The sequence below is a fragment of the Streptomyces sp. NPDC057136 genome (assembly GCF_042670885.1).
Lineage (GTDB): Bacteria > Actinomycetota > Actinomycetes > Streptomycetales > Streptomycetaceae > Streptomyces.
Window position 1 is genome coordinate 122,603 of record NZ_JBHUUV010000021.1, and the last position, 22,109, is coordinate 144,711.

A 22,109-nucleotide genomic window follows, 5' to 3' on the forward strand; every position below is an offset into this window, starting at 1 on the left:
TCGCACGGCATCCGCCCTCCGGCACCTGTCCTGCGGCAACCGGCGTTCGAACCCGGCGTTCCGGGCCGGCCTTCGACACCCTTCGACGTGTGGGGAGTCCTGTCATGGCAGCGAAGATCCTGATCATCACCGGCGATGCCGCCGAGTCCCTCGAAGTCCTCTACCCGTACCAGCGGCTGCGCGAGGAGGGGTACGAGGTCGACATCGCGGCCCCCGAACGCAAGACGCTCCGCTTCGTCGTCCACGATTTCGAGCCCGGCTTCGACACGTACACCGAGAAGCCCGGCTACACCTGGCCCGCCGACCTCGCCTTCGCGGACGTCGACCCCGGCTCCTACGTGGCCCTGGTGATCCCGGGCGGCCGGGCCCCCGAGTATCTGCGCAACAACGCCGAGCTCCGCAAGATCGTCCAGGCGTTCTTCGACTCCGACCGGCCGGTCGCCCAGATCTGCCACGGCCCGCTGATCACCGCGGCCACCGGCGCCCTGTCCGGCCGCCGGGTCACCGCTTACCCCGCGCTCGAACCGGACATGCGAACGGCCGGCGCGGTGTTCCACGACGTCGAAGCGGTCGTGGACGGCACGCTCGTCTCGTCCCGTGCCTGGCCGGACCACCCAGCCTGGATGCGCGAGTTCCTGAAGGTGCTCCGCACAACGGCCCCCCTCCCCTGACAAGCCAAAATCAATCCGGTGACCGAGGACAGAGCGGGGCCACCACCAAGCCGGCGATCGAGGACAGCGCGGGGCCACACCAAGCCCGTCCGGCGATTGAGGACAAAGCAAGGCCGCAGGCCGCGCCGCCCCCTACCCGCACCCCACGCCCCGCTCAGCCCGCCATACGCTCGGCCAGCGAAACCGCCTCGGCCAGGGTGTCCACCACAGGCACCCCGGCGCCCTCCAGGCTGGCCCTGCTGTGCGACCCCCCGGTATAAAGCACCGCTCGCGCCCCGACATGCGCCGCGGCCACCGCATCGTCCACCGCGTCGCCGATGATCACCGACCACTGCGGAGATACCCCGTCCAGCGCCGCGAAGTGCCGCTCCATGTGCAGCGCCTTGCTGCCCCCGGACGGACCGGTACGGCCGTCGATCCGCACGAAGTGCCGCTCGATGCCGTACCCCCGGACCACGGGCACCAGCTCCTCGTGTCCGTACATGCTCAGCAGGGACTGGCTGCGCCCTGCCAGCTGCCACTGCGAGAGCAGTTCCTCGACGCCCTGGGTGAGCCCGCAGGCGACCCGCTGCTCGATGTAGTGGCGATGGAAGATGCCGTCCATCCGGTCCCACTCCGCCTCGGTGGGCAGCCGCCCCAGCAGCCGCTCGTAGAAGCGGGGAATCGGCACGCAGTACATCTCGCGGTACTGCTCCAGCGTGATCGGAGCGAGGTCGACCTCGGCGAACGCGGCGTTCGTCGCGCCGATGACGGCCTCGATGTCGTCGAGCAGCGTGCCGTTCCAGTCCCAGACCAGATGAGCTTGGTGATTCCCTGACGTCCCCATGCGAAGAACGTACCTGCCGGGTCCGACAGTCAGCCGATCAGGTTCGGGATCTCCTGGATGCCGAACCACAGCAGCTCGTGATCCTCGGCGCCGTCCACCGTGAACTGCGCGTCGTCGTCACCGAGGTCCGCGGCCCCCAGTACGGCCGCGGCAGCCGCCACGTCCTTCTCCGCGTCATCGGCGTCCACATGCACGGCCGCGGCCTTCACCAGCGCCACGGCGGCCTCGATCCGCACCTCGCCGAGCGATGCCCCGTCCAGGCTGTGATCGGGGTCCGCGACCGCTGCCCCGTCCGCTACGTCGACGGCGACGACGACCCTGCGCCGGGGCTCGTGGGGGTTCCCGGCGATCATCCGCAGCGAGGCGGATGCGGCCCGGTTGAGCGCCGCGTACTCCAGCTCCTCGATGTCGTCGGAGACGTACCACTCCCGCAGTGCGGGCGTCACGGCATAGGCGGTCAGCGGCCCCGGCCCGACTTCGCCCGCCCTGTGCGCCGCTGCGAGACCGGAGAGGGTCAGGGGGACGTACACGCGCATGGCTGGCCGCTTTCGTAGTCGGAAACGTTCTCAGGATACGTGGGAGGTCCCTCGTTGGGGTCCTTGAGCGGCCTCCGTTCGTCCACCCCGCGGGGGCCCCTCACCCTCGCCGCGCCCTTGCGGCACAGGCGCCGACACCCGGATAGGTGATCTCCGGGCGTCCGGACCGGGCCCTTTTCCCGGCTTGCGGCGCCGCCCGCCTCCCCCGTAGAAGATCCGCAGCAGAAGTTACCGCTCGGTATTCCGCCGGGCACGGAACAGCACGGGGGCGATGAGCATGAGCATGGACAAGAGCAGGCCCGCCGCACGACGCGATCAGCGGAGGCCCGGCACCGTACCCCCGCAACAGATCCGGCCACGGACCGCGCGGCATCCCCGCCCGCACCAGTGGTTCGCCGAACGCCTTCTCGCGGTGCTCAGCGGCCGGCGCCCGGTGCACTGGATGCTCGGGCACACCATCGGCGAGGCGTACGACCAGCTCGCCGAACTCGCGCCCAGCAGCCCGTTCGGCGCGGAGGGCGTCCGGCCGGTCCTCCGGCACTGCCACGGCGCCCAGCCTGCCACCGGAGTCGTCGAAGCGTTCGCGAGCATCGCCGCGGGCGACCGGGTCCGCGCCATGGCCTTCCGCCTGGAACGGGGCACCGACCTCCGCTGGCGCTGCGCGGCGGTGGAACTGGGCGGCGAACGCGTCCCGCACACGAGGCCCACCCCCTGCGACGACTGAGGCGGAACCCGAAACCGGTGAGCGGGAACCCCACGACGAACCCCTCGACGAACCCCTCGACGCGGAAACGGCTGGGGCCGGACACCCCGAAGGTGTCCGGCCCCAGCCGTCCGGCGGACGCCGGCGGTACCTCAGTACCGCCCCGCCCTCAACGCCACGCGCTACTTCTTGCGACGACGGCCACCACCACCGGTGCTGCCGCCCTTCTGTGCCTTGCGGCGCTCGGCGCGCGTCATGCCGTCCGCCTCCGAGCGAGCACTGTCGCCATTGGTGAAGTCGCCCTCGACGACGCCGCCCTCCCCGTCCACCGTGGGGGCGGAGAAGTGCAGCCGGTCGGGCCGCTGCGGTGCGTCCAGGCCCTTGGCCCGGATCTCCGGGCGGGAGGCCGCCGCGGCCGGCGCGCCCTCCTTGGAGAGCGACAGCTCGGCCACGTCCTGCACCGGGACCTCCTCGACCTGCTGCTCGACCTGGACCTCCAGGTTGAACAGGTAGCCGACGGACTCCTCCTTGATGCCCTCCATCATGGCGTTGAACATGTCGAAGCCCTCGCGCTGGTACTCGACCAGCGGGTCCTTCTGCGCCATGGCCCGCAGGCCGATGCCCTCCTGGAGATAGTCCATCTCGTAGAGGTGCTCACGCCACTTGCGGTCCAGAACGGACAGGACCACACGACGCTCCAGCTCGCGCATGATGTCCGAGCCGAGCGTCTTCTCCCGCTCCTCGTACTGCTCGTGGATGTCGTCCTTGACGGACTGGGCGATGAACTCGGCGGTGACCCCCGCCAGATCCCCGGCGGCCTCCTCCAGCTCCTCGACCGTGACCTTCACCGGGTAGAGCTGCTTGAACGCGCCCCACAGCCGCTCCAGGTCCCACTCCTCGGCGAAGCCCTCGGCGGTCTCCTGCCGGATGTAGTCGTCGATCGTGTCATCCGTGAAGTGGCGGATCTGGTCCTGCAGATCCTCGCCCTGCAGGACGCGGCGGCGCTCGCCGTAGATGACCTCACGCTGCCGGTTGAGCACCTCGTCGTACTTCAGGACGTTCTTACGCGTCTCGAAGTTCTGCTGCTCGACCTGCGACTGGGCCGACGCGATCGCCCGCGTCACCATCTTGTTCTCGATCGGCACGTCGTCCGGCACGTTGGCCATCGACATCACGCGCTCGACCATCTGCGCCTTGAACAGCCGCATCAGGTCGTCGCCCAGCGACAGGTAGAAGCGGGACTCGCCCGGGTCGCCCTGACGGCCGGAACGACCGCGCAGCTGGTTGTCGATACGCCGCGACTCGTGCCGCTCCGTACCGAGCACGTACAGCCCGCCGAGGTCCTTGACCTCTTCGAACTCCGCCTTCACCGCGAGCTCGGCCTTCTCCAGCGCGGCGGGCAGCGCCGCCGCCCACTCCTCGACGTGCTCGACGGGGTCGAGTCCGCGCTGGCGCAGCTCCGCCTCGGCGAGGTCGTCGGGGTTTCCACCGAGCTTGATGTCGGTGCCTCGGCCGGCCATGTTCGTCGCGACCGTGACGGCGCCCTTGCGGCCGGCCTGCGCGACGATCGTCGCCTCACGGTCGTGCTGCTTGGCGTTGAGCACCTCGTGCTGGACTCCGCGCTTGGAGAGCTGCTGCGAGAGGTACTCGGACTTCTCGACCGAGGTGGTGCCGACCAGGATCGGCTGGCCCTTCTCGTGCTTCTCGGCGATGTCGTCGACGACGGCGGCGAACTTCGCGACCTCGGTGCGGTAGATCAGGTCCGACTGGTCCGCCCGGACCATCGGCCGGTTCGTCGGGATCGGCACGACGCCCAGCTTGTAGATCTGGTGGAACTCGGCGGCCTCGGTCATCGCCGTACCGGTCATGCCGGAGAGCTTGCCGTAGAGGCGGAAGAAGTTCTGGAGGGTGATCGTGGCGAGCGTCTGGTTCTCGTCCTTGATGTCCACCCCTTCCTTCGCCTCGATGGCCTGGTGCATGCCCTCGTTGTAACGGCGCCCGGCGAGCATACGGCCGGTGTGCTCGTCGACGATCATGACTTCGCCGTCGACGACGACGTAGTCCTTGTCCTTCTTGAAGAGTTCCTTGGCCTTGATCGCGTTGTTGAGATACCCGACGAGCGGCGTGTTCACCGACTCGTAGAGGTTGTCGATACCGAGCCAGTCCTCGACCTTCGCGACACCGGGCTCATGGATGGCCACGGTCCGCTTCTTCTCGTCGACCTCGTAGTCACCGGTCTCCTCGATGCCCTTCAGCTGGTTGCCGGCCTCACCCCTGGCGAGCCGCGTCACCAGCTTGGCGAAGTCGCCGTACCACTTGGTGGCCTGGTCGGCCGGGCCGGAGATGATCAGCGGCGTACGGGCCTCGTCGACGAGGATCGAGTCGACCTCGTCGACGATGGCGAAGTTGTGGCCGCGCTGGACGAGCTCGTCCTGGGACCACGCCATGTTGTCGCGAAGGTAGTCGAATCCGAACTCGTTGTTGGTGCCGTACGTGATGTCGGACCCGTACTGCTCACGGCGCTGGGCCGGAGTCATGTTGGCGATGATGCAGCCGACGGACAGGCCCAGGAACTGGTGGACCCGGCCCATCATCTCGGAGTCACGCTCGGCCAGGTAGTCGTTCACCGTGATCAGGTGAACACCCTTGCCGGAGAGCGCATTGAGATACGCGGGCAGGGTACCGACGAGGGTCTTGCCCTCACCGGTCTTCATCTCGGCGACATACCCGAGGTGCAGGGCGGCGCCGCCCATCATCTGAACGTCGTAGTGGCGCTGTCCGAGGACGCGCTTGGCCGCCTCGCGGACGGTCGCGAACGCTTCGGGAAGCAGGTCGTCCAGGCTCTCGCCGTCCGCGTACCGTTCCTTGTACTCGTCGGTGAGCGCCCGCAGCTCGGCGTCGGAGAGGTTGACGAAGTCCTCTTCGATGGAGCTGACCTGGTCCGCGATGCGGTGCAGTTTGCGCAGGATCTTGCCTTCGCCTGCACGCATGAGCTTGTTGAAGACGGACACTGAGGCTGGTCTCCTTGCCGGTCGGGCCTGGCACTGGGTCGTGTAATGGACTCTGGCGCGGGCACGGCAGGTGGGCCCCACCGCAACGGCCATCGTAAGCGAGGACCCCACCGCGTCGGGAGGGCTGCTGCCGCGTGGACCTCGCCGCACCCTTCCAGAACAACGGACGGAAGGGCTCGAAGGTGCCGGGATGCGGCAAAAGTGCTCGCACGACGGGCCTCGCCTCACCACAATCTCCCCATGGAGCCGATCACTCTCACCACCGAACGCCTCATCCTGCGTCCCTTCGCACCGGACGACGCGGACGGCGTGTACACGGCCTGCCAGGACCATGACATCCAGCGCTGGACGGTGGTCCCTTCCCCGTACGCGAGAGCCGACGCGGAGATCTTCACTGCCGCAATGTCGCCCAGGGGCTGGCAGGACGACTCGATGTACAACTTCGCGGTGGTGCAGCGGGACAGCGGCCTGCTCGTCGGCGCTCTCGGTATCAACCACCGCGTCCTGCCCGGGACGTACGAGGTGGGGTTCTGGACCGGCAAGGAGCACCGCGGTCGCGGCTATATGACGGAGGCGGTGCTGGCATCCGCCCACTGGTCGTTCACCTCGCTCGGCGCGGACCGGCTGGAGTGGCGGGCCGAGGTCGGCAACACCCCGTCGCGGTCGGTCGCCCAGCGGGCCGGTTTCCGGATGGAGGGGGAGCAGCGCTCGGCGCTGCTGAACAAGGGGATACGCCGCGATGTCTGGATCGGCGCCCTGCTGCCGTCGGACCTGGGACTACCCGGCACCGCCCCGTACTTTCCCGCGAGCCGCTGACGGCCGGGCCCGGGCGCTTTCGCTCACCCGGGCCCGACTGTCAGTGCCCCGCTCTAGGGTTCGGTGCATGACTCCCGTGCCGCTTCCCGCCGTGGAACTCTCCGCCGACCAGGCCCGCCGAATCGCCCTGCGCGCACAGGGTTTCCTGGGCGCCCCGGACCGCCGGGCGGGTGTGCCGGGCGTGCTCCGGCACCTCGGAGCCGTACAGCTCGACACCATCTCGGTGCTGGCCAGATCGCACGAGCTCATTCCGTACGCACGTCTCGGTGCCGTCGACCGTCGCACCGTCGAGGAGGCGTACTGGTCGGGTGGTCGCTCGTTCGAGTACTGGTCGCATGCCGCCTGCATCCTGCCGGTCGAGGAGTGGCCGCATTTCGCGTTCCGCCGCCGCGCCTACCGCTCGCGTCCGCACTGGCACCACGACCTGCCCGACGGGGCGTACGAGACGGTGATCAAGCAACTGCGCGCCGAGGGCCCGCTGACCGCCACCGAACTCGGCGGCGCGAAGAACGGCGGCGAGTGGTGGGACTGGTCGGCGTCGAAGGTGGCCGTCGAGCGGGCGCTGATGTACGGCGAGGTGGTCTGCACGGAGCGGCGCGGCTGGAGGCGCGTCTACGACCTCGCCGAGCGCGCCATCCCGGACGCCGTCCTCCACGACGATCTCGACGACGCGGAGTGCCACCGCAGGCTGGTGGCCCTGGCGGGCCGGTCGCTGGGGGTCGGCACCCGGACCGACATCGCGGACTACCACCGCCTCAAGGGCGAGCAGTTCGACGCCGTGGTGGCGGACTCGGGTCTCGTGCCGGTGTCGGTGGAGGGCTGGGCCAAGCCGGCCTGGGCCGACCCTGAGGCCCTGGTATCGGAGCCGCGCGGACGCCACCGCACGACGCTGCTCTCGCCCTTCGACTCGCTGATCTGGGAACGGGCACGCACCGAGCGGATCTTCGGCTTCACCCACCGCCTGGAGGCGTACGTCCCGAAGCCGAAGCGGGTCCATGGGTACTTCGCGATGCCGCTGCTGGCCGGAGGCAGGCTTCAGGGCCGGGTCGACCCTGCCCGTGAAGGCTCCACGCTGGTCGCCCGGCAGGTGTCTCTCCTGGGCCGGAAGACCGTGACACCGATGGCCGAGGCCCTGGTGGAAGCAGCGTCCTGGGTCGGCTGCACGAACGTCCGGCTGGACCGGGTCGACGCCCCGGAGCTGCGCGAGCCGCTCATGGCGGAAATCGCCCGCGCTCTCGCCTGAGCGGCTTCCCCCGACCCGGTCCCGCGGTCTACCGGATCTCGAGGATCTTCTCCCGCATGGCATAGACCACGGCTTCCATCCGGGAGTGGAGCTGCAGCTTCTCCAGAATATTGCGGACGTGGTTCTTCACCGTGTTCTCGGAAATGAACAACTCCTTCGCGATATCGCGATTGTTCATGCCCGTTGCAACGAGTTTGAGGACTTCCAGCTCACGTTCGGTGAGCCGCGGCGCCGGGACGAGCCGTCGCTCATCGGTGCGCTGGATCATCGATTTGAACTCGGTCAGGAGTTTCGACGCCATCGACGGGCTGATCTGGGACTGACCGTCGGCGACCGCGCGAATCGCCGTGGCCACCTCGTCGGTGGAGATCTCCTTGAGTAGATATCCGGTGGCGCCCGCCTTGATCGCCTCGTAGAGGTCGGCCTCCTCGTCGCTGATCGTCAGCATGATGATCTTCGCGCTGGGGGCCACTTCCTTGATGGAGGTGCACGCCTCGATGCCGCCGCGCTTGGGCATCCGTACGTCCATCAGCACGATGTCGGGCAGCAGGTCGGCAGCCTTGTCGACGGCTTCCGCCCCGTCGCCGGCCTCGCCGACGACCTGGATGTCCTCTTCCTGCGCGAGGACGATCTCCAGACCTCTGCGGAAGAGCGCGTGGTCATCGACCACAAGAACCCGGATGGGCTCCTTGCGGGAGCCGCTGTCGTTGTCCGCGTCCACGCCGGTATCCGCACCGGCGTCATTCGCATCGCGCACGGGCCCGAAGGTGTTCGCCATCGTTCCTCCCCCTGAAGGCCACGGCCTGTCGTCCACAAGCTGTCCGCCAACGGCAGCTCATGGAGCCCCGGTTGGCCTGGGACGCCATGCTTTCATGCCTGGACGCCGGAACGGTGATCCTGCTTGTCGCACGCGGGTGCCCCTGGGGGCGCACAGGCGCTCCAGGGGCACCATGCCGATGTGACGTCAGCCGCCGAGCGCACCGCCCGCGCCGCCTGCTTCATCAGCGGCGAGCGGGTCCGTCACCAGGCGGATGACACCGTAGTCGTAGGCGTGCCGCCGGTAGACGACACTGGGCTCCTTGCTCTCCGAGTCGACGAACAAGTAGAAGTCGTGCCCGACCAGCTCCATCTCGTAGAGCGCCTGGTCGAGCGCCATCGGTGCCGCGACGTGCGTCTTCTCGCGCATCACCAGCGGCCCTTCGCCCTGTACCTCGAGCGAACCGATCTTGGTGGTGGGCACGCTGCCCGTCGACGTCTCGTCGGCGATCAGCTCGCCGTTCCCGTTGAACGACGCGGCGCCCGGCACGGTCTCTCCGACCTCGGCAGCAGACAGCCGACCTGTACCGCGGCGGCTGTAGCGCTTGTCGTGCTGCTTGCGCAGCCGCGCCTCCAGCTTGCCGGTGGCCAGGTCCAGCGCTGCGTACGGGTCACCCGCGGCCGCCTCCGCCCGGATGACAGGCCCGCGGGAGCGGAGCGTGATCTCCACCCGGTCGGAGCGGTCGGCCTGACGGGGATTCGGCTCCTTGGACACCTCGACGTCCAGGCTGATCACCTTGCCGTCGAAATTCTGGATCTTGTCCAGCTTCAACTTCTCGGCCACGTGCTTGCGGAACCGCTCGGGCACCTCGGTCTTGCGGCCCTTGACGACGATGTCCACGCAGAACTCCGTTCCCGGATCGCTCCGCTTCAGCGGCGGAGCATTTCCCTTTTGCACCAAACTCCGGTCATATCCGGAGCCTCGGACTCGGTGGCTTTCACCCCCTCCTCCCCCTCCGGCACGGTCTCCATCCCACCGGCTCCAGCGATTCTGGACTGCCGATGAGTTACCTGCCCGAAACGTGGTGGTGCATTCGTCGAGGTCTGGCGTTCACCATTCCTCACAACCGAACATAGCCTGCCCGGCAGGGTGTCGGCACCCGCTACTCGCGCGTACCTCCGTTCAGGTTCATTTGCCTACTCACTACCTGCAACGATGCAAGTTCTGCGTCAGTTCCGGTTTATTTCGAAAGCGGACGGAGAAGCTGAGACAACCGCAGCTCGCAGGGCTTGCACCCCGGTGTTCTTCCAGCGTGCACCGGCATCCGCCGCGGCGCCTGCGCGCACGGCACGCGCCGCCTCCGTCAGCGAAGCTCCGGTCGTCATGAGGTCGTCGACCAGCACCACCCGGCCGCCCGCGAGAAGTCGTCCGGCGCCGCCCACCACTTCGAGCGCCCCGGCCAGATTCACCCGCCGCTGCCCGGCCCCGAGCCCCGACTGGTCGGCCACGGCCCGCCGCTGCCGCAGCACCCCGAGGACGCCGGCAGGCATCCCCGTACGCCGCAGTTCCGCCGCTGCGGCCAGGGCGATACGGTGCGCCGGATCATGGCCCCGTGCGGCAGTGGAACGCCGCGCCGACGGTACGGGCACGAGCAGCAGCGGCCCCGCCTCGCGCATATGCCCCGCCCCGGCCCGCACAGCGCCCGCCAGAGCGCTTCCGAGTACCCCGGCAAGCCCCAGTGCCCCCCGCTCCTTATGGGCCAGGAGCACCGCCCGTACCGCGTTCTCGTACGGAGCCGCGGCACGCACCACCGGCAGCCCGGCGGGCTCGGGTGCGGGTCTCACCCGGCGCGGCATCGCACCGAGCAGCGCGGCCCGGCACTCCTCGCAGAGTTCAGTGCGCGGCCTGCCGCAGCCACCACAGGCCACCGGCAGGACCAGTCCGGTGAATTCCCGCCACCATCCCCGCATCCCGACACTGTGCAGGGGCGGCCGGAAACCGGCCACCCCTGTGGAAAACTCCGGACCGCCTCAGCCCGGATAGACCAGGGACGAGCCCGCCTTGAGCACCGTCTGCCAGTTGTCACCCGGGGACAGCTTCACGATTCCGTCGTCCACGGTCTCCGCCATCAGGGGAAGCTGCTCGTCGTCCGCCGCCGCGACCGCCGTCACCTGGTTCACCCCGGGCAGCACACCGGAGGACGATGTCGAACCGTCCGCCTGCACGTAACGCACCTGCTGCACACCGCCCTCCTCCTTGCCGACCACGACAAGGCGGCTGCGGCCGGACCAGGAAATCGCCGACACGTCCGTGAGCTGCGGCGCGGCCTGACGCAGATCCTCGACGGAGACCTGCGGCTGCTCCTCGGAACCCTGGCGCTCCACCCGCCCGATCTTCAGCGTCGTCTGCCCGTCCTTCGACAGGAGCAGCGCGATCCGCACTCCGTCGGCCGACATCCGCAGGGCCTCGATCCGCCCGCCGTTCAGGCTCGGCACGGTGACCTCCTGAGGCGTGCCCTTGCCGCCGACCAGACGCAGCAGCCTGGGGCCCGCCGGGTCCCGGTCGGCCACCCACAGGTCACCTCGGCCGTCCCAGCTCGGAGCCGAAAGCCGGTCGGCGGACTTCTTCGCCCTGCTGGTCACCGCAGGCTCGGTGAGTTCGCCGTCCGAGACGAGGGAGGAGACGTAGAGGTCCTGATGGTCCGCGGAGACACCCGCCGCCAACTGCTCGTCGCGGGCCACTCCGACCGTGCTCATCGGCACCGCCCCGCTGCCGAGCGGGCCGGTCACGGGCTCGGGGATACCGGTGCCCTTGCTGTTCCCCGGTATCCGCTCCACATGCCCCTTGGCATCGACGAAGTACTGGCTGTCCGGTGCACCGGAACGGCTGTCGGGGGCGAATTCCACCGCCTCGTCCGACCCCAGCGAACACAGCCGGCCGCGGTCGCTCCGCAGCTCCACCTGTTCGACGCGCGCAGACGTCAGGTCCCGCAAGGTGAAGAAGACCTGGGCGGCCATCATCCGGCAGGCCGTCCGGCCCACCTTGTCCGCCTTCTTGTTGAGCGGCACCTTCAGGACGTTCTGGTCGTCGGGCGCCAGCGAGGTGACGCCCTTCTTCAGCGCCGTACCGGTGGGGAAGCGGGAATCGGCCACGGGCCGCAGCCAGTTCGTCGGTCCCCCGAGAAGCGCCCGGACCGTCTGCGTGGCGGTGTCCATCCGGGTGACGGGGTCCGTCCGGTTCCGTACGTAGACGGGGTCGGCCACCAGGGGGGAACGGCCGTTGGTCCGCCCCGTGGCGAAGTAGTACTTGTTGACGGGCCGGTAGAGCCGCCTGAAGTCGGACTGCCCGAGCACCAGGCCGTCCGGCACGATGTCGATGCGCCACTCCTGCTTGCCGTCGGACCCCTTCTCCTGCACCAGATGGAGGGTCTGGGAGTAGTCGGTGGGCGCCAGCGGCTGATAGGAACTCTGCGCGTCCACCGCAGCGACCTGCTCGCCGGTCAGTGTGTAGGCGCCTTCCGTGCGCTTGCGGTCCTTGTCGTGGAGCGAGGGGCCGGTCCTGTTGGGCGCCTTGGCCAGCACTGTGGTGCCCGCACTCGGCTTCCAGGTGCGGGCGGCTTCCGCGGTCAGGTACTTGCGGGTCGTCGCGAACTGGGGGTCGTCACTGGTCATCGACTCCAGGAAGCCGTCCACCACCTCGGTGGGCGTGGCACCTTCCCTGGGCGCCACCGCGTACACCTGCACCTGGGAGTCACCCGGCTGCGAGGCATCGACCGGCTTCACATCCCCGGTGACGGGCATGGAGGCGCATCCGGCCAGCACCACGACGCCGCAGCAGAGCAGCGCGGACATCCGCACCGCGCGTCCATGGCCGCCCTGCAGACGGTCAGTGTCCACGAGTCGTGTCCTCCCGGTCCGGGTTCTGCGCTTCATAGTCGGCGCCATCGCCCGGCCGGTCCCCGGCCTGACGCGCCACCACACGTGCACCATTGCCCGGCAGCGCGGCCGGATGGACGGATGCCGGCGCCATGCGCGGCGCCACAGGGGCACGTGCGGGCACCGCCAGCTGCGAACGCTCCGTGGAACCGGGCTGGCTCGGTACGGCCATCAGCCGGTGATCGCTCACAGTCGCCGGGCTGGCCTCGGCACGCTCCCGGTTCTCCCTGTTGCGCCGCGAGTCCTCCGGTTCCAGCGGTATCGGTGAACCGCGCAGCGGCTCGTCCGCCGTACGCGGCAGTGTGAGCCGGAACTGCGAACCGCCACCGGGCTCCCCCCACGCCTGGAGCCAGCCGCCGTGCAGCCGGGCGTCCTCGACGGCGATCGAGAGGCCGAGACCGGTACCGCCGGTCGTACGGGCCCGGGCCGGGTCGGCCCGCCAGAAGCGGTTGAAGACCCGGGTCGCCTCGCCGGGCTTGAGTCCCACGCCGTAGTCGCGGACCGCCACGGCCACCGCGCCCTGGGCCACACCGAGCCGTACGACGACATCCCGGCCCTCGCCGTGCTCGACGGCGTTGACCACGAGGTTGCGCAGCACCCGCTCGACACGTCGGGCATCGGCTTCCGCGATCACCGGCTGCTCGTCGCCGACCACCCGGATACGGGTGCCCTTGCGCTCGGCCAGCGGCTCGGCACCGCCGATCACCCGTCGTACGACCGTACGCAGATCTATCGGTTCGGCTTCCAGCGCCGCGGCGCCCGCGTCGAACCGGCTGATCTCCAGCAGATCGGAGAGCAGCGACTCGAAGCGGTCCAGCTGGTCCCCGAGCAGTTCGGCCGAACGTGCCGTCACGGGGTCGAAGTCGACGCGCGCGTCATGGATGACATCGGCCGCCATCCGCACGGTGGTCAGCGGGGTCCGCAGTTCGTGCGAGACGTCCGAGACGAAACGCCGCTGCATGCGGGAGAGCTCCTCCAGTTGCTGGATCTTCAGCTGGAGGTTCTGCGCCATCTTGTTGAAGGCTTCACCGAGCCGGGCGATGTCGTCCTCGCCGGTGACCTTCATGCGTTCCTGGAGTCTGCCGGCGGAGAGCCGCTCGGCGATGCCGGCCGCCATCCGTACGGGTGTGACGACCTGCCGCACAACGAACCAGGCGATCGCCCCGAGCAGCACCACGACGAACAGCCCGGCCGTCGCCAGAGTCGTCGTGACCAGACTCAGGGACTTCTCTTCCTGCGTCAGCGGGAAGAGGTAGTACAGCTCGTACGGATTGTGGTCGATGTCGTAGAGCCGCTTGCCCACGACCAGCCCGGACTGCGACTCCTTTCCGTACGAGTACCGGATCAAGGAGTAGGTCTGGAACGCCCCGGGCCCCTTGTTCACGTCGTCCCGCAGGCGCTGCGGGACGCTGGACGCGTCCACGCTGCCCGAACCACGCGGCGCACGGCTGGCCGCGACTCCGTCGACGGAGTCGGCGCTGAGCGCGACCACGTTGAAGGCGTTCTTGCCGCCGCTGGCGAGCTGGTCGACGAGTTCCGTGCGCCAGGACGTGTTGGCCGTGACGCCGTCCGCACCGTCCTGGCCCCGGCCACCCGGGACGAGCGGTTCGTTCGCCTTCTCCTGGGCAGCGGCGAAACCACCGGCGGCCTGGGTCTGGGCAGCCTTGCCCTTCGCGTCGAGCAGGCCGTTGCGGACCTGCCCGATCACGACGAAGCCCAGCAGCAGCACCACGCCGATCGACATCAGCAGGGTGCCGGCGACGACGCGCAGCTGAAGATTGCGCCGCCACAGCCGCACAGCCGGCAGCAGCGGACGCCGGACCCAGCGCATCAGCAAGCGAGGCACGGGGCCGCTCTGCAGTACACGGCCCATCCGAGAAGACTTCCGACCCGGACCGGCAGCCCGCTCCGTACGGACTCCCGGCTCCCCGGGCTTCGGAGCAGCGCTGCCCAGGGTCATGTCAGCTCGGTCCGGCCTTGTAACCGACGCCTCGGACGGTCACCACGATTTCCGGCCGCTCCGGGTCCTTCTCGACCTTGGAGCGGAGCCGCTGGACATGAACGTTCACCAGACGGGTATCGGCGGCGTGGCGGTAGCCCCACACCTGCTCGAGCAGCACCTCACGGGTGAAGACCTGCCACGGCTTACGGGCGAGCGCGACCAGCAGGTCGAACTCCAGCGGGGTCAGCGCGATGGACTGACCCTCCCGCTTCACCGAGTGACCGGCCACGTCGATGACCAGGTCACCGATGGCCAGCTGTTCCGGCGCGGGCTCTTCGGACCTCCGCAAACGCGCCCTGATCCGGGCAACCAACTCCTTCGGTTTGAACGGCTTGACGATGTAGTCGTCGGCCCCGGATTCCAGGCCCACCACCACATCGACCGTGTCGCTCTTGGCAGTGAGCATGACGATCGGCACACCTGACTCGGCCCTGATCAGCCTGCAGACCTCGATGCCGTCCCGACCGGGCAGCATGAGATCCAGCAGAACCAGGTCCGGCTTTGCCTCACGAAATGCAGCAAGTGCCCTGTCACCGTCCGCTACGAACGACGGCTCGAAACCTTCTCCACGCAGCACAATCCCGAGCATCTCGGCCAGTGCGGTGTCGTCGTCGACGACAAGGACGCGTCCCTTCATAAACGACATCATCCCATTAGCTAATCGTTACCTGCGATGACCTGGCACACAGCTCTGCCAGTCCGACCCCCGTGACCGGGGAAATTACGCCCTCCTCCGTGACGATCGCCGTGATCAGTTCCGGCGGCGTGATGTCGAATGCGGGGTTGTACGCCGGTGCCCCCACCGGTGCCACGAGCAATCCGCCCGTCTCCCCGTCCGGTGACACCATGTGCGGAGATGTGAGCTCCGTCACTTCTCGACCGGGGCGCTGTTCCACAATGATCGCTTCCCCGCCCGCGGTGTCCAGATCGACGGTCGTGATCGGAGCAACGACGATGAACGGCACATGGTGATACTTCGCGAGCACCGCCAACGGATAGCTCCCCACCTTGTTCGCCACCGAGCCGTCCGCCGCAATACGGTCCGCCCCGATAAGTACGGCATCCACCTCACCCGCGGCAAACAGCGAACCCGCCGCGTTGTCCGTGAGCAAGCTGTACGCCATCCCGTTCCGCGCCGCTTCATAGGCAGTGAGCCGGGCGCCCTGGAGCAGCGGACGCGTCTCGTCCACCCACAGCCGCCTCAGCCGGCCCGCCCGGTGCGCTTGGAGAGCCACCGCGAAGGCCGTGCCCTCACCCCCCGATACGAGGGCCCCCGTGTTGCAGTGGGTGAGGATCCGGTGACCCCCGCCGGGCAGCAGCTCATCCAGAAGCGCCAGGCCGAACCTCGCCATACGCCCGCTGGCCGCCGCATCCTCCCGGTGCAGCACCCGTGCCTCGGCAAGCGCCGCTCCGGCCGCCTGCTCCGCGTCCAGGCCCTTCTCGACGGCCGCCCAGTACACCCGGGCCACCCGCCGCACCCCGTACCCGAGGTTCACTGCGGTGGGCCGCGCCCGCTCCAGCAGTCCCGTCGCCTCGGCCACGTCATATCCACGCGCCGCGGCGAGCGCCACCCCGTATCCCCCGGCGACACCCAGCAACGGAGCCCCCCGGACCGCCAGGGTCTGGATGGCCCGCACCAGCGCGGGTACGTCGGTGCACACCAGCTCGACTTCCTCGGCCGGTAGTCGTGTCTGGTCGAGAAGGACCAGCACGGGACCTTCCGGAGGCTCGTCCCAGCGGAGTACGGAGAGCGCGGGAGGCTCGATGCCCACCGGCGATTGCGCGTCCTGATCAGCCATCTGCCCAGTCTGCCCGGTGAGGCGCCCACAAATGAAGGCGCAAAGGAGATAGAGCGCCCGGCCCGCACCGCAGCGTCGCGTGGCACGATGGCTGCCAACCTGCCGCCCCGATGAGCGGACGGGATCGTGAAGGAGCGAGAATGAACGACTCTCCGGGCTGGGCCTCGCCCGGATCTGCCCCCTCCGACGGCCAGGAGGCGGGAATCCCCCGCCCCTCCGAGCCCGTGGACGCAGGCAGCCCTGCACCCCAGTGGTCTCCCGCTCAGCCGCCCTCCGGGCAGTGGTCCCCACCGAGCACGTCCGGCACCGGCCCCGGAGCGCCCCCGCCGGCCCCGGACTGGGGTGGCGCTCCCCAAGGCCCCGGATGGGGCCGCCCGCCCATGGCGGCGAAGCCCGGTGTTATCCCGCTCCGCCCGCTGGGCATCGGTGAGATCCTCGACGGCGCGGTGTCCACGATGCGCGCCCACTGGCGCACGGTGCTGGGCGTCAGCCTCACCGTCGCCGTGATCGCACAGATCACGATCATTCTCATCCAGCGCTACCTGCTGCCCGACCCGGTATCGGTCGACCCCAACGCCGTCGGCGCCGAGGCTCTGAGCCAGGCCGCGGACTCCATGCAGTCCACTCTGATCAGCAGCGCCCCGGCCACGCTCATCTCGATGATCGGCACGCTCATCACCACAGCGGTGCTCACAGTGGTGATCAGCCGTTCGGTGCTGGGCCGGCGTGCGACGCTCTCCGACGCCTGGACCGAGGCCCGTCCCAGGCTCCCCCAACTGCTCGGCCTGACGCTCCTGCTCAGCCTCATGAGCGCCGCGATCATGACGGTCGGTCTGCTCCCCGGCCTGCTGCTCGGCTCCACGGCTGGGGTCGTGCTGGCCCTGCTCGGCTTCGCCGCCGCCGTGGTCGTCGTCCTCTGGCTGATGGTCCGCTTCACACTCGCCGCTCCGGCGCTGATGCTGGAACGACAGTCGATCCTGACCTCTATGCGCCGGTCCGCGAAGCTGGTCCGCAGTGCGTGGTGGCGCACATTCGGCATCCTGGCGCTCACCTACCTGCTGGTCATCGTCGTCGCGCTGGTCATCGGCATCCCCTTCGCCATCATCGCAATCGCCGTCGACAGCGGCGGACTCGGCGACTTGATGAACGGCAGCGCCGCCGACTTCGGCTGGCCCTTCCTTATCGTCTCGGGCATCGGCGAGGTGATCGTCTCGACGCTGACCTACCCCTTCACCGCAGGTGTGATGGCACTGCTCTACGTCGACCAGCGCATCCGCCGCGAAGCCCTCGATCTCGACCTGGCACGGGCCGCGAACGTACCGGGCTACGACACCCACAGGAGCTGATGCAGTGTCGGGGGCGGGGGGCACCGCATCAGTACGGCGACTCATCAGGGCGGACGACATACCCGTGGACACTCCACGCGTCCCTGCCCGCGAGGCGGCGGAGGACGAACTGTCCAAGCCGATGTACCACGAGAACGATCCGAATCTCCTCCAGCGCGGCCTCAACAGCTTCTGGGATTGGCTCAGCAGTCTCTTCGACGCCGTCGCCGGCGGCGCACCCGGCGGGCCGCTCGGAATCGTCCTGGTCGTACTGATCGTCGTGGGCCTGGCCGTCGCCCTCTGGTGGCGGCTGGGCACCCCCCAACGCACTGTCCGCTCAGCCGACGCCCTCTTCGGCAGCAGCACCCGCAACGCTGACGCGTACCGCACCGCGGCCGAGACGCACGCCGCCGCCGGCCGCTGGACCGAAGCGGTCCAAGAACGCATGCGCGCCGTGGTCCGCACCCTGGAAGAGCGCGCGCTGCTCGACCCGCGTCCGGGCCGCACCGCGGACGAGGCCGCCGCCGAAGCCGGCCGCCACCTGCCCCAGCACGCCGGCCACCTCCGCTCCGCCGCCCGAACCTTCGACGACGTCACATACGGCGGCCGCACAGCGAACGAGCAGGCATACGTCACCCTGCTCGCCCTCGACCTCGAGCTCATGGACGCCAAGCCCTTGCTGACCAACACGGTCCAAGGAGCCGGCGCATGACCGAGACCGTCACCGCCTCCCCCACCTCGGCGTCCCCCACCGCACGCCAGGTCTGGAACCGCACCCGCGGGCTGATGCTCGCCCTGATCATCCTGGTCGTAGCGGGCATCACCCTCGCCGCCATGCGCTCCGGCGACCACCACGGCCGCCTCGATCCCCGCTCCGCCGACCCGCAGGGCAGCCGCGCCGTCGCGGAGCTCCTCAAGCGGAACGGCGTCTCCGTCGATGTCGTCACCACACTCGACGAGGCCACCACCGCAACCGGCCCCGACACGACCCTCCTCGTCACCGCGCCCAATCTGCTCACGCCGTACCAGCAGCGCCGGCTCAGCACGGCGACAGCCGACTCCGCGGGCCGCACGGTCCTGCTCGCCCCCGGCCCCCTGTCCCTGCACCACCTGGCCCCGGGTGTACGAGCCCAGTCCTCCCGTCCTGTGGAGCCGAGGGCCCCACGCTGCGACCTCCCCGCCGCCCGTAACGCGGGCACAGCGGAGACAGGCGGCGTCCGCTACACAGCGGACGCCCTCACCGCCACCTCCTGCTACCTGAGCGACGGCCTCCCCACCGTCCTCGTCGTCCAGGAACAGCGAGCCGGCGACACCGTCCTGCTCGGCTCCTCCAACCTGGTCCACAACAACCGCCTCGACCAGCAGGGCAATGCCTCGCTGGCCCTGCAACTCCTCGGTTCCCGCCCGCATCTCGTCTGGTACCTCCCTTCGCTCTCTGATCCCTCCGCCACCGAAGTCGACAAGGAACGCGGAGACCGGGCCACCGACGAAGACAGCGCCGCCGGCGACTCGGCGAGCTTCACAGACCTGATCCCCTCCGGCTGGCTGTGGGGCACCCTGCAACTCGCCCTCGCTGCAGTACTCGCCGCCATCTGGCGCGCACGCCGCCTGGGCCCCCTCGTCACCGAACGGCTTCCCGTAGCCATCCGGGCCTCCGAAACCACCGAGGGCCGCGCCCGCCTGTACCGCAAGGCCAACGCCCGCGACCGGGCCGCCGCCTCTCTGCGCTCCGCCACCCGTGCACGCCTCGCACCCCTCGCCGGAGTCTCCCCCCGCGATGCGCATTCCCCCGAAGTTCTCCTCCCCGCGATCTCGGCACGCGTCATCAACAGAGGCGGCGATCTCAACGCCCTGCTCTTCGGTCCCGCGCCCACCGATGACGCCGCTCTTGTCCTCCTGACCGACCAACTCGACGCCCTCGAAAGAGAGGTACGCACTTCATGAGCGCCCCGACCCCCGAGTCCACGGAGCCCAAGGCGACCGCCTGGACCGCTGCGGCCCCCGTGGACTCCGACAGCGCCCGCGCCTCCTTGGAAGCCCTGCGCTCCGAGATCGCCAAGGCCGTGGTCGGTCAGGACCCGGCCGTCACCGGACTCGTCGTCGCGCTCCTCTGCCGGGGTCACGTCCTGCTCGAAGGTGTCCCTGGCGTGGCCAAGACCCTTCTGGTCCGAGCCCTCGCCGCGTCACTCGAACTCGACACCAAGCGTGTCCAGTTCACCCCGGATCTCATGCCGAGCGACGTCACAGGCTCCCTTGTCTACGACGCCCGCACGGCGGAGTTCTCCTTCCAGCCCGGCCCGGTCTTCACAAATCTGCTGCTCGCCGACGAGATCAACCGCACGCCTCCCAAGACCCAGTCGTCCCTCCTGGAAGCCATGGAGGAACGCCAGGTCACCGTCGACGGCACCCCGCGCCCCTTGCCCGATCCGTTCCTGGTGGCCGCGACCCAGAACCCGGTCGAGTACGAGGGCACCTACCCTCTTCCCGAAGCCCAACTGGACCGCTTCCTCCTCAAACTGACGGTTCCTCTTCCGTCGCGCGAGGACGAGATCAGCGTCCTGACCCGTCATGCGGACGGCTTCAACCCCCGAGACCTGAGAGCAGCGGGTATTCGCCCCGTCGCCACACCTGCCGACCTGGAGGCCGCCCGCGCGGCCGTCTCCAAGACCAAGGTCTCCCCGGAGATCGCCGGCTACGTCGTGGATATCTGTCGTGCCACACGTGAGTCCCCCTCACTCTCCCTCGGCGCCTCCCCCCGAGGCGCCACAGCCCTGCTTTCCACCGCACGCGCCTGGGCCTGGCTCACCGGCCGGGACTACGTCATACCGGATGATGTAAAGGCCTTGGCGCTTCCCACACTCCGTCATCGCATCCAACTGCGGCCCGAAGCAGAGATGGAAGGAGTCACCCCTGACTCCGTCATCACCGCGGTGCTCGCCCACGTCCCCGTTCCCCGATGAGGCGGTGACCATGGCCCTCACCGGACGAACCGCACTATTGGCCGCCCTGGGGTCACTCCCCGTAGGTATCCTGGCCCCGAGCTGGACCGGCATGCTCGCGGTCAACGCCCCGCTCTCTCTAGCAATTCTGTGCGACTACGCCCTGGCCGCGCCAGTGCGCACGCTCCAGTTCACCCGATCCGGTGACACGTCTGTTCGACTGGGTGACGCGGCAGAAGTGCAACTGACCGTAACCAATCCCTCGCGTCGTCGTCTCCGAGCCCACCTGCGCGATGCCTGGCCACCCAGCAGCTGGCCCGCCGGCACCGACCAGGCAGCCTCCCGACACGAGTTGACCGTGCCCGCGGGGGAACGCCGACGCCTCGCCACGTTCCTCCGCCCCACCCGACGAGGAGACCGCCGCGCCGAGCAGGTGACTGTCCGGTCCTTCGGTCCTCTCGGCCTGGCAGCCCGCCAGGGAAACCATCACGTCCCCTGGACGGTCCGGGTCCTCCCGCCCTTCACGAGCCGCAAGCACCTGCCGTCCCGACTGGCACGGCTCCGCGAACTCGACGGACGCACCAGCGTGCTCACCCGTGGCGAAGGCACCGAATTCGACAGCCTTCGCGCTTACGTGCCCGGTGACGACACGCGCTCCATCGACTGGCGGGCCACCGCCCGCCAGTCGGCCGTCGCTGTTCGCACCTGGCGCCCCGAGCGGGACCGCCACATCCTCATCGTGCTGGACACCGGCCGCACATCGGCCGGCCGAGTAGGTGACGTACCCCGTCTCGACGCGGCCATGGACGCCACCCTGCTCCTCACCGCCCTCGCAACGCGCGCCGGCGACCGAGTCAACTTCCTCGCCTACGACCGCCGCGTCCGCGCCCAGGTCCAGGGCAGCACGGCCGCAGGCGACGTTCTGTCGACAATCGTCAGAGCCATGGCTCCTCTGGAGGCAGAGCTCGTCGAGACGGACGCTCACGGCCTGAGCACGGCCGCACTGGCGAGCGCGCCCCGCCGCTCCCTGATTGTCCTTCTCACCGGCCTGGACGCCGCCCCCATCGAGGACGGCCTGCTCCCGGTTCTTCCTCAGCTCACCAAGCGCCACACGGTGCTGCTCGCCTCAGTCGCCGATCCCCGGATCGAGACGATGACGCGTTCACGGGGCACGGTGGACGCAATCTACGAGGCAGCAGCCGGCACACAGGCTCAGTCCCAGCGGCGCCGCACAGCGGATCAGCTCAAGCGCCATGGTGTGGTGGTCGTCGATGCCACCCCGGAGAAGCTTGCGCCCGCACTGGCCGATGCCTACTTGGCTCTCAAGGCTGCGGGCCGGCTCTAAATCCGACGCATGGCGTCCCCACGGGACGCATGGCGTCCCCACGAAGCAGAAAGGATCAGTCTGCTGAAAGAGCAGATGAACGCAGAAAAGCCCCGTACCTTGCGGTACGGGGCTTTCCCGGAATAATTGTTCGGCGGCGTCCTACTCTCCCACAGGGTCCCCCCTGCAGTACCATCGGCGCTGAAAGGCTTAGCTTCCGGG

19 protein-coding genes are annotated in these 22,109 nt (G+C 69.2%); 9 read left to right on the top strand and 10 right to left on the bottom strand.

The window, feature by feature from the left end; translation table 11 throughout:
- Positions 1-104: 104 nt before the first annotated feature.
- On the top strand, positions 105-671 hold the full coding sequence (locus ACFT7S_RS24185) for a DJ-1/PfpI family protein (protein WP_382735188.1): 567 nt from the start codon (positions 105-107) through the stop codon (positions 669-671).
- A 154-nt stretch (positions 672-825) separates the two neighbouring features.
- On the opposite strand, the gene ACFT7S_RS24190 is transcribed toward ACFT7S_RS24185, so the two are convergent.
- Both ACFT7S_RS24190 and ACFT7S_RS24195 read right to left on the bottom strand, forming a co-directional pair.
- Positions 826-1,497 carry an HAD family hydrolase gene (locus ACFT7S_RS24190; protein WP_382735189.1) on the bottom strand — a complete coding sequence of 224 codons (672 nt, stop codon included), beginning with the start codon at positions 1,495-1,497 and terminating at the stop codon, positions 826-828.
- Between the two features lie 29 nt (positions 1,498-1,526).
- On the bottom strand, positions 1,527-2,033 hold the full coding sequence (locus ACFT7S_RS24195) for a DUF6912 family protein (RefSeq protein ID WP_382735190.1): 507 nt from the start codon (positions 2,031-2,033) through the stop codon (positions 1,527-1,529).
- Positions 2,034-2,310: 277 nt separating this feature from the next.
- Between ACFT7S_RS24195 and ACFT7S_RS24200 the strand changes: the two genes are divergently transcribed.
- Positions 2,311-2,757: an Rv3235 family protein gene (locus ACFT7S_RS24200; protein ID WP_382735191.1), complete on the top strand. Its 447-nt coding sequence runs from the start codon at positions 2,311-2,313 to the stop codon at positions 2,755-2,757.
- Positions 2,758-2,918: 161 nt separating this feature from the next.
- Here the strand turns inward: ACFT7S_RS24200 and secA are convergent, their stop codons facing one another.
- A complete protein-coding gene (gene secA / locus ACFT7S_RS24205; RefSeq protein ID WP_382735192.1) occupies positions 2,919-5,747 on the bottom strand; it encodes a preprotein translocase subunit SecA in 2,829 nt (942 codons plus the stop codon).
- Between the two features lie 240 nt (positions 5,748-5,987).
- On the opposite strand from secA, the gene ACFT7S_RS24210 reads away from it, so the two are divergent.
- Both ACFT7S_RS24210 and ACFT7S_RS24215 read left to right on the top strand, forming a co-directional pair.
- Complete coding sequence (locus tag ACFT7S_RS24210; protein ID WP_382735193.1) at positions 5,988-6,563, top strand: GNAT family N-acetyltransferase; 576 nt, start codon at positions 5,988-5,990, stop codon at positions 6,561-6,563.
- Positions 6,564-6,630: 67 nt separating this feature from the next.
- Positions 6,631-7,806 carry a winged helix-turn-helix domain-containing protein gene (locus ACFT7S_RS24215; RefSeq protein ID WP_382735194.1) on the top strand — a complete coding sequence of 392 codons (1,176 nt, stop codon included), beginning with the start codon at positions 6,631-6,633 and terminating at the stop codon, positions 7,804-7,806.
- Positions 7,807-7,834: 28 nt separating this feature from the next.
- On the opposite strand, the gene ACFT7S_RS24220 is transcribed toward ACFT7S_RS24215, so the two are convergent.
- The 7 genes from ACFT7S_RS24220 to mtnA all read right to left on the bottom strand — a co-directional run bounded on the left by ACFT7S_RS24220 (position 7,835) and on the right by mtnA (position 16,299).
- Positions 7,835-8,584 carry a response regulator gene (locus ACFT7S_RS24220; protein ID WP_382735195.1) on the bottom strand — a complete coding sequence of 250 codons (750 nt, stop codon included), beginning with the start codon at positions 8,582-8,584 and terminating at the stop codon, positions 7,835-7,837.
- Between the two features lie 186 nt (positions 8,585-8,770).
- Entirely contained in the window at positions 8,771-9,463 is a 693-nt protein-coding gene (hpf, locus tag ACFT7S_RS24225; RefSeq protein ID WP_382735196.1) for a ribosome hibernation-promoting factor, HPF/YfiA family, read from the bottom strand.
- A gap of 329 nt (positions 9,464-9,792) precedes the next feature.
- Complete coding sequence (locus ACFT7S_RS24230; protein ID WP_382735197.1) at positions 9,793-10,533, bottom strand: ComF family protein; 741 nt, start codon at positions 10,531-10,533, stop codon at positions 9,793-9,795.
- Positions 10,534-10,593: 60 nt separating this feature from the next.
- A complete protein-coding gene (locus tag ACFT7S_RS24235; protein WP_382735208.1) occupies positions 10,594-12,414 on the bottom strand; it encodes an LpqB family beta-propeller domain-containing protein in 1,821 nt (606 codons plus the stop codon).
- A gap of 34 nt (positions 12,415-12,448) precedes the next feature.
- On the bottom strand, positions 12,449-14,458 hold the full coding sequence (gene mtrB / locus ACFT7S_RS24240) for an MtrAB system histidine kinase MtrB (protein ID WP_382735198.1): 2,010 nt from the start codon (positions 14,456-14,458) through the stop codon (positions 12,449-12,451).
- Between the two features lies 1 nt (position 14,459).
- Positions 14,460-15,149, bottom strand: a complete 690-nt coding sequence (gene mtrA, locus ACFT7S_RS24245; RefSeq protein ID WP_195826152.1) for a two-component system response regulator MtrA — start codon at positions 15,147-15,149, stop codon at positions 14,460-14,462.
- A gap of 4 nt (positions 15,150-15,153) precedes the next feature.
- Complete coding sequence (mtnA, locus tag ACFT7S_RS24250) at positions 15,154-16,299, bottom strand: S-methyl-5-thioribose-1-phosphate isomerase (RefSeq protein WP_382735199.1); 1,146 nt, start codon at positions 16,297-16,299, stop codon at positions 15,154-15,156.
- Between the two features lie 140 nt (positions 16,300-16,439).
- Here mtnA and ACFT7S_RS24255 point away from each other — a divergent pair, with 140 nt between their 5' ends.
- From ACFT7S_RS24255 to ACFT7S_RS24275, 5 genes are read left to right on the top strand one after another with little or no spacing between them, the layout of a single operon-like run.
- Positions 16,440-17,645: a hypothetical protein gene (locus ACFT7S_RS24255; protein ID WP_382735200.1), complete on the top strand. Its 1,206-nt coding sequence runs from the start codon at positions 16,440-16,442 to the stop codon at positions 17,643-17,645.
- Positions 17,646-17,649: 4 nt separating this feature from the next.
- Positions 17,650-18,336 carry a DUF4129 domain-containing protein gene (locus ACFT7S_RS24260; RefSeq protein WP_382735201.1) on the top strand — a complete coding sequence of 229 codons (687 nt, stop codon included), beginning with the start codon at positions 17,650-17,652 and terminating at the stop codon, positions 18,334-18,336.
- On the top strand, positions 18,333-19,568 hold the full coding sequence (locus ACFT7S_RS24265) for a DUF4350 domain-containing protein (protein WP_382735202.1): 1,236 nt from the start codon (positions 18,333-18,335) through the stop codon (positions 19,566-19,568). Before ACFT7S_RS24260 ends, ACFT7S_RS24265 begins: the two co-directional genes overlap by 4 nt.
- Positions 19,565-20,584: an AAA family ATPase gene (locus ACFT7S_RS24270; RefSeq protein WP_382735203.1), complete on the top strand. Its 1,020-nt coding sequence runs from the start codon at positions 19,565-19,567 to the stop codon at positions 20,582-20,584. The genes ACFT7S_RS24265 and ACFT7S_RS24270 overlap by 4 nt, the downstream gene beginning before the upstream one ends.
- A 10-nt stretch (positions 20,585-20,594) precedes the next feature.
- Positions 20,595-21,908, top strand: a complete 1,314-nt coding sequence (locus ACFT7S_RS24275) for a DUF58 domain-containing protein (RefSeq protein ID WP_382735204.1) — start codon at positions 20,595-20,597, stop codon at positions 21,906-21,908.
- Positions 21,909-22,109: the final 201 nt, after the last annotated feature.

Excerpts from the sequence above, each read along its gene's own strand:
- ACFT7S_RS24265 (WP_382735202.1), top strand. The coding sequence starts at position 18,333 with ATGACCGAGACCGTCACCGCCTCCCCCACCTCGGCGTCCCCCACCGCA.
- ACFT7S_RS24255 (WP_382735200.1), top strand. The coding sequence starts at position 16,440 with ATGAACGACTCTCCGGGCTGGGCCTCGCCCGGATCTGCCCCCTCCGAC.
- ACFT7S_RS24220 (WP_382735195.1), bottom strand. The coding sequence starts at position 8,584 with ATGGCGAACACCTTCGGGCCCGTGCGCGATGCGAATGACGCCGGTGCG.
- ACFT7S_RS24270 (WP_382735203.1), top strand. The coding sequence starts at position 19,565 with ATGAGCGCCCCGACCCCCGAGTCCACGGAGCCCAAGGCGACCGCCTGG.
- ACFT7S_RS24210 (WP_382735193.1), top strand. The coding sequence starts at position 5,988 with ATGGAGCCGATCACTCTCACCACCGAACGCCTCATCCTGCGTCCCTTC.
- mtrB (WP_382735198.1), bottom strand. The coding sequence starts at position 14,458 with ATGACCCTGGGCAGCGCTGCTCCGAAGCCCGGGGAGCCGGGAGTCCGT.
- ACFT7S_RS24235 (WP_382735208.1), bottom strand. The coding sequence starts at position 12,414 with ATGTCCGCGCTGCTCTGCTGCGGCGTCGTGGTGCTGGCCGGATGCGCC.
- ACFT7S_RS24215 (WP_382735194.1), top strand. The coding sequence starts at position 6,631 with ATGACTCCCGTGCCGCTTCCCGCCGTGGAACTCTCCGCCGACCAGGCC.
- ACFT7S_RS24275 (WP_382735204.1), top strand. The coding sequence starts at position 20,595 with ATGGCCCTCACCGGACGAACCGCACTATTGGCCGCCCTGGGGTCACTC.
- ACFT7S_RS24200 (WP_382735191.1), top strand. The coding sequence starts at position 2,311 with ATGAGCATGGACAAGAGCAGGCCCGCCGCACGACGCGATCAGCGGAGG.
- mtrA (WP_195826152.1), bottom strand. The coding sequence starts at position 15,149 with ATGATGTCGTTTATGAAGGGACGCGTCCTTGTCGTCGACGACGACACC.
- mtnA (WP_382735199.1), bottom strand. The coding sequence starts at position 16,299 with ATGGCTGATCAGGACGCGCAATCGCCGGTGGGCATCGAGCCTCCCGCG.
- ACFT7S_RS24185 (WP_382735188.1), top strand. The coding sequence starts at position 105 with ATGGCAGCGAAGATCCTGATCATCACCGGCGATGCCGCCGAGTCCCTC.
- ACFT7S_RS24230 (WP_382735197.1), bottom strand. The coding sequence starts at position 10,533 with ATGCGGGGATGGTGGCGGGAATTCACCGGACTGGTCCTGCCGGTGGCC.
- ACFT7S_RS24195 (WP_382735190.1), bottom strand. The coding sequence starts at position 2,033 with ATGCGCGTGTACGTCCCCCTGACCCTCTCCGGTCTCGCAGCGGCGCAC.
- ACFT7S_RS24190 (WP_382735189.1), bottom strand. The coding sequence starts at position 1,497 with ATGGGGACGTCAGGGAATCACCAAGCTCATCTGGTCTGGGACTGGAAC.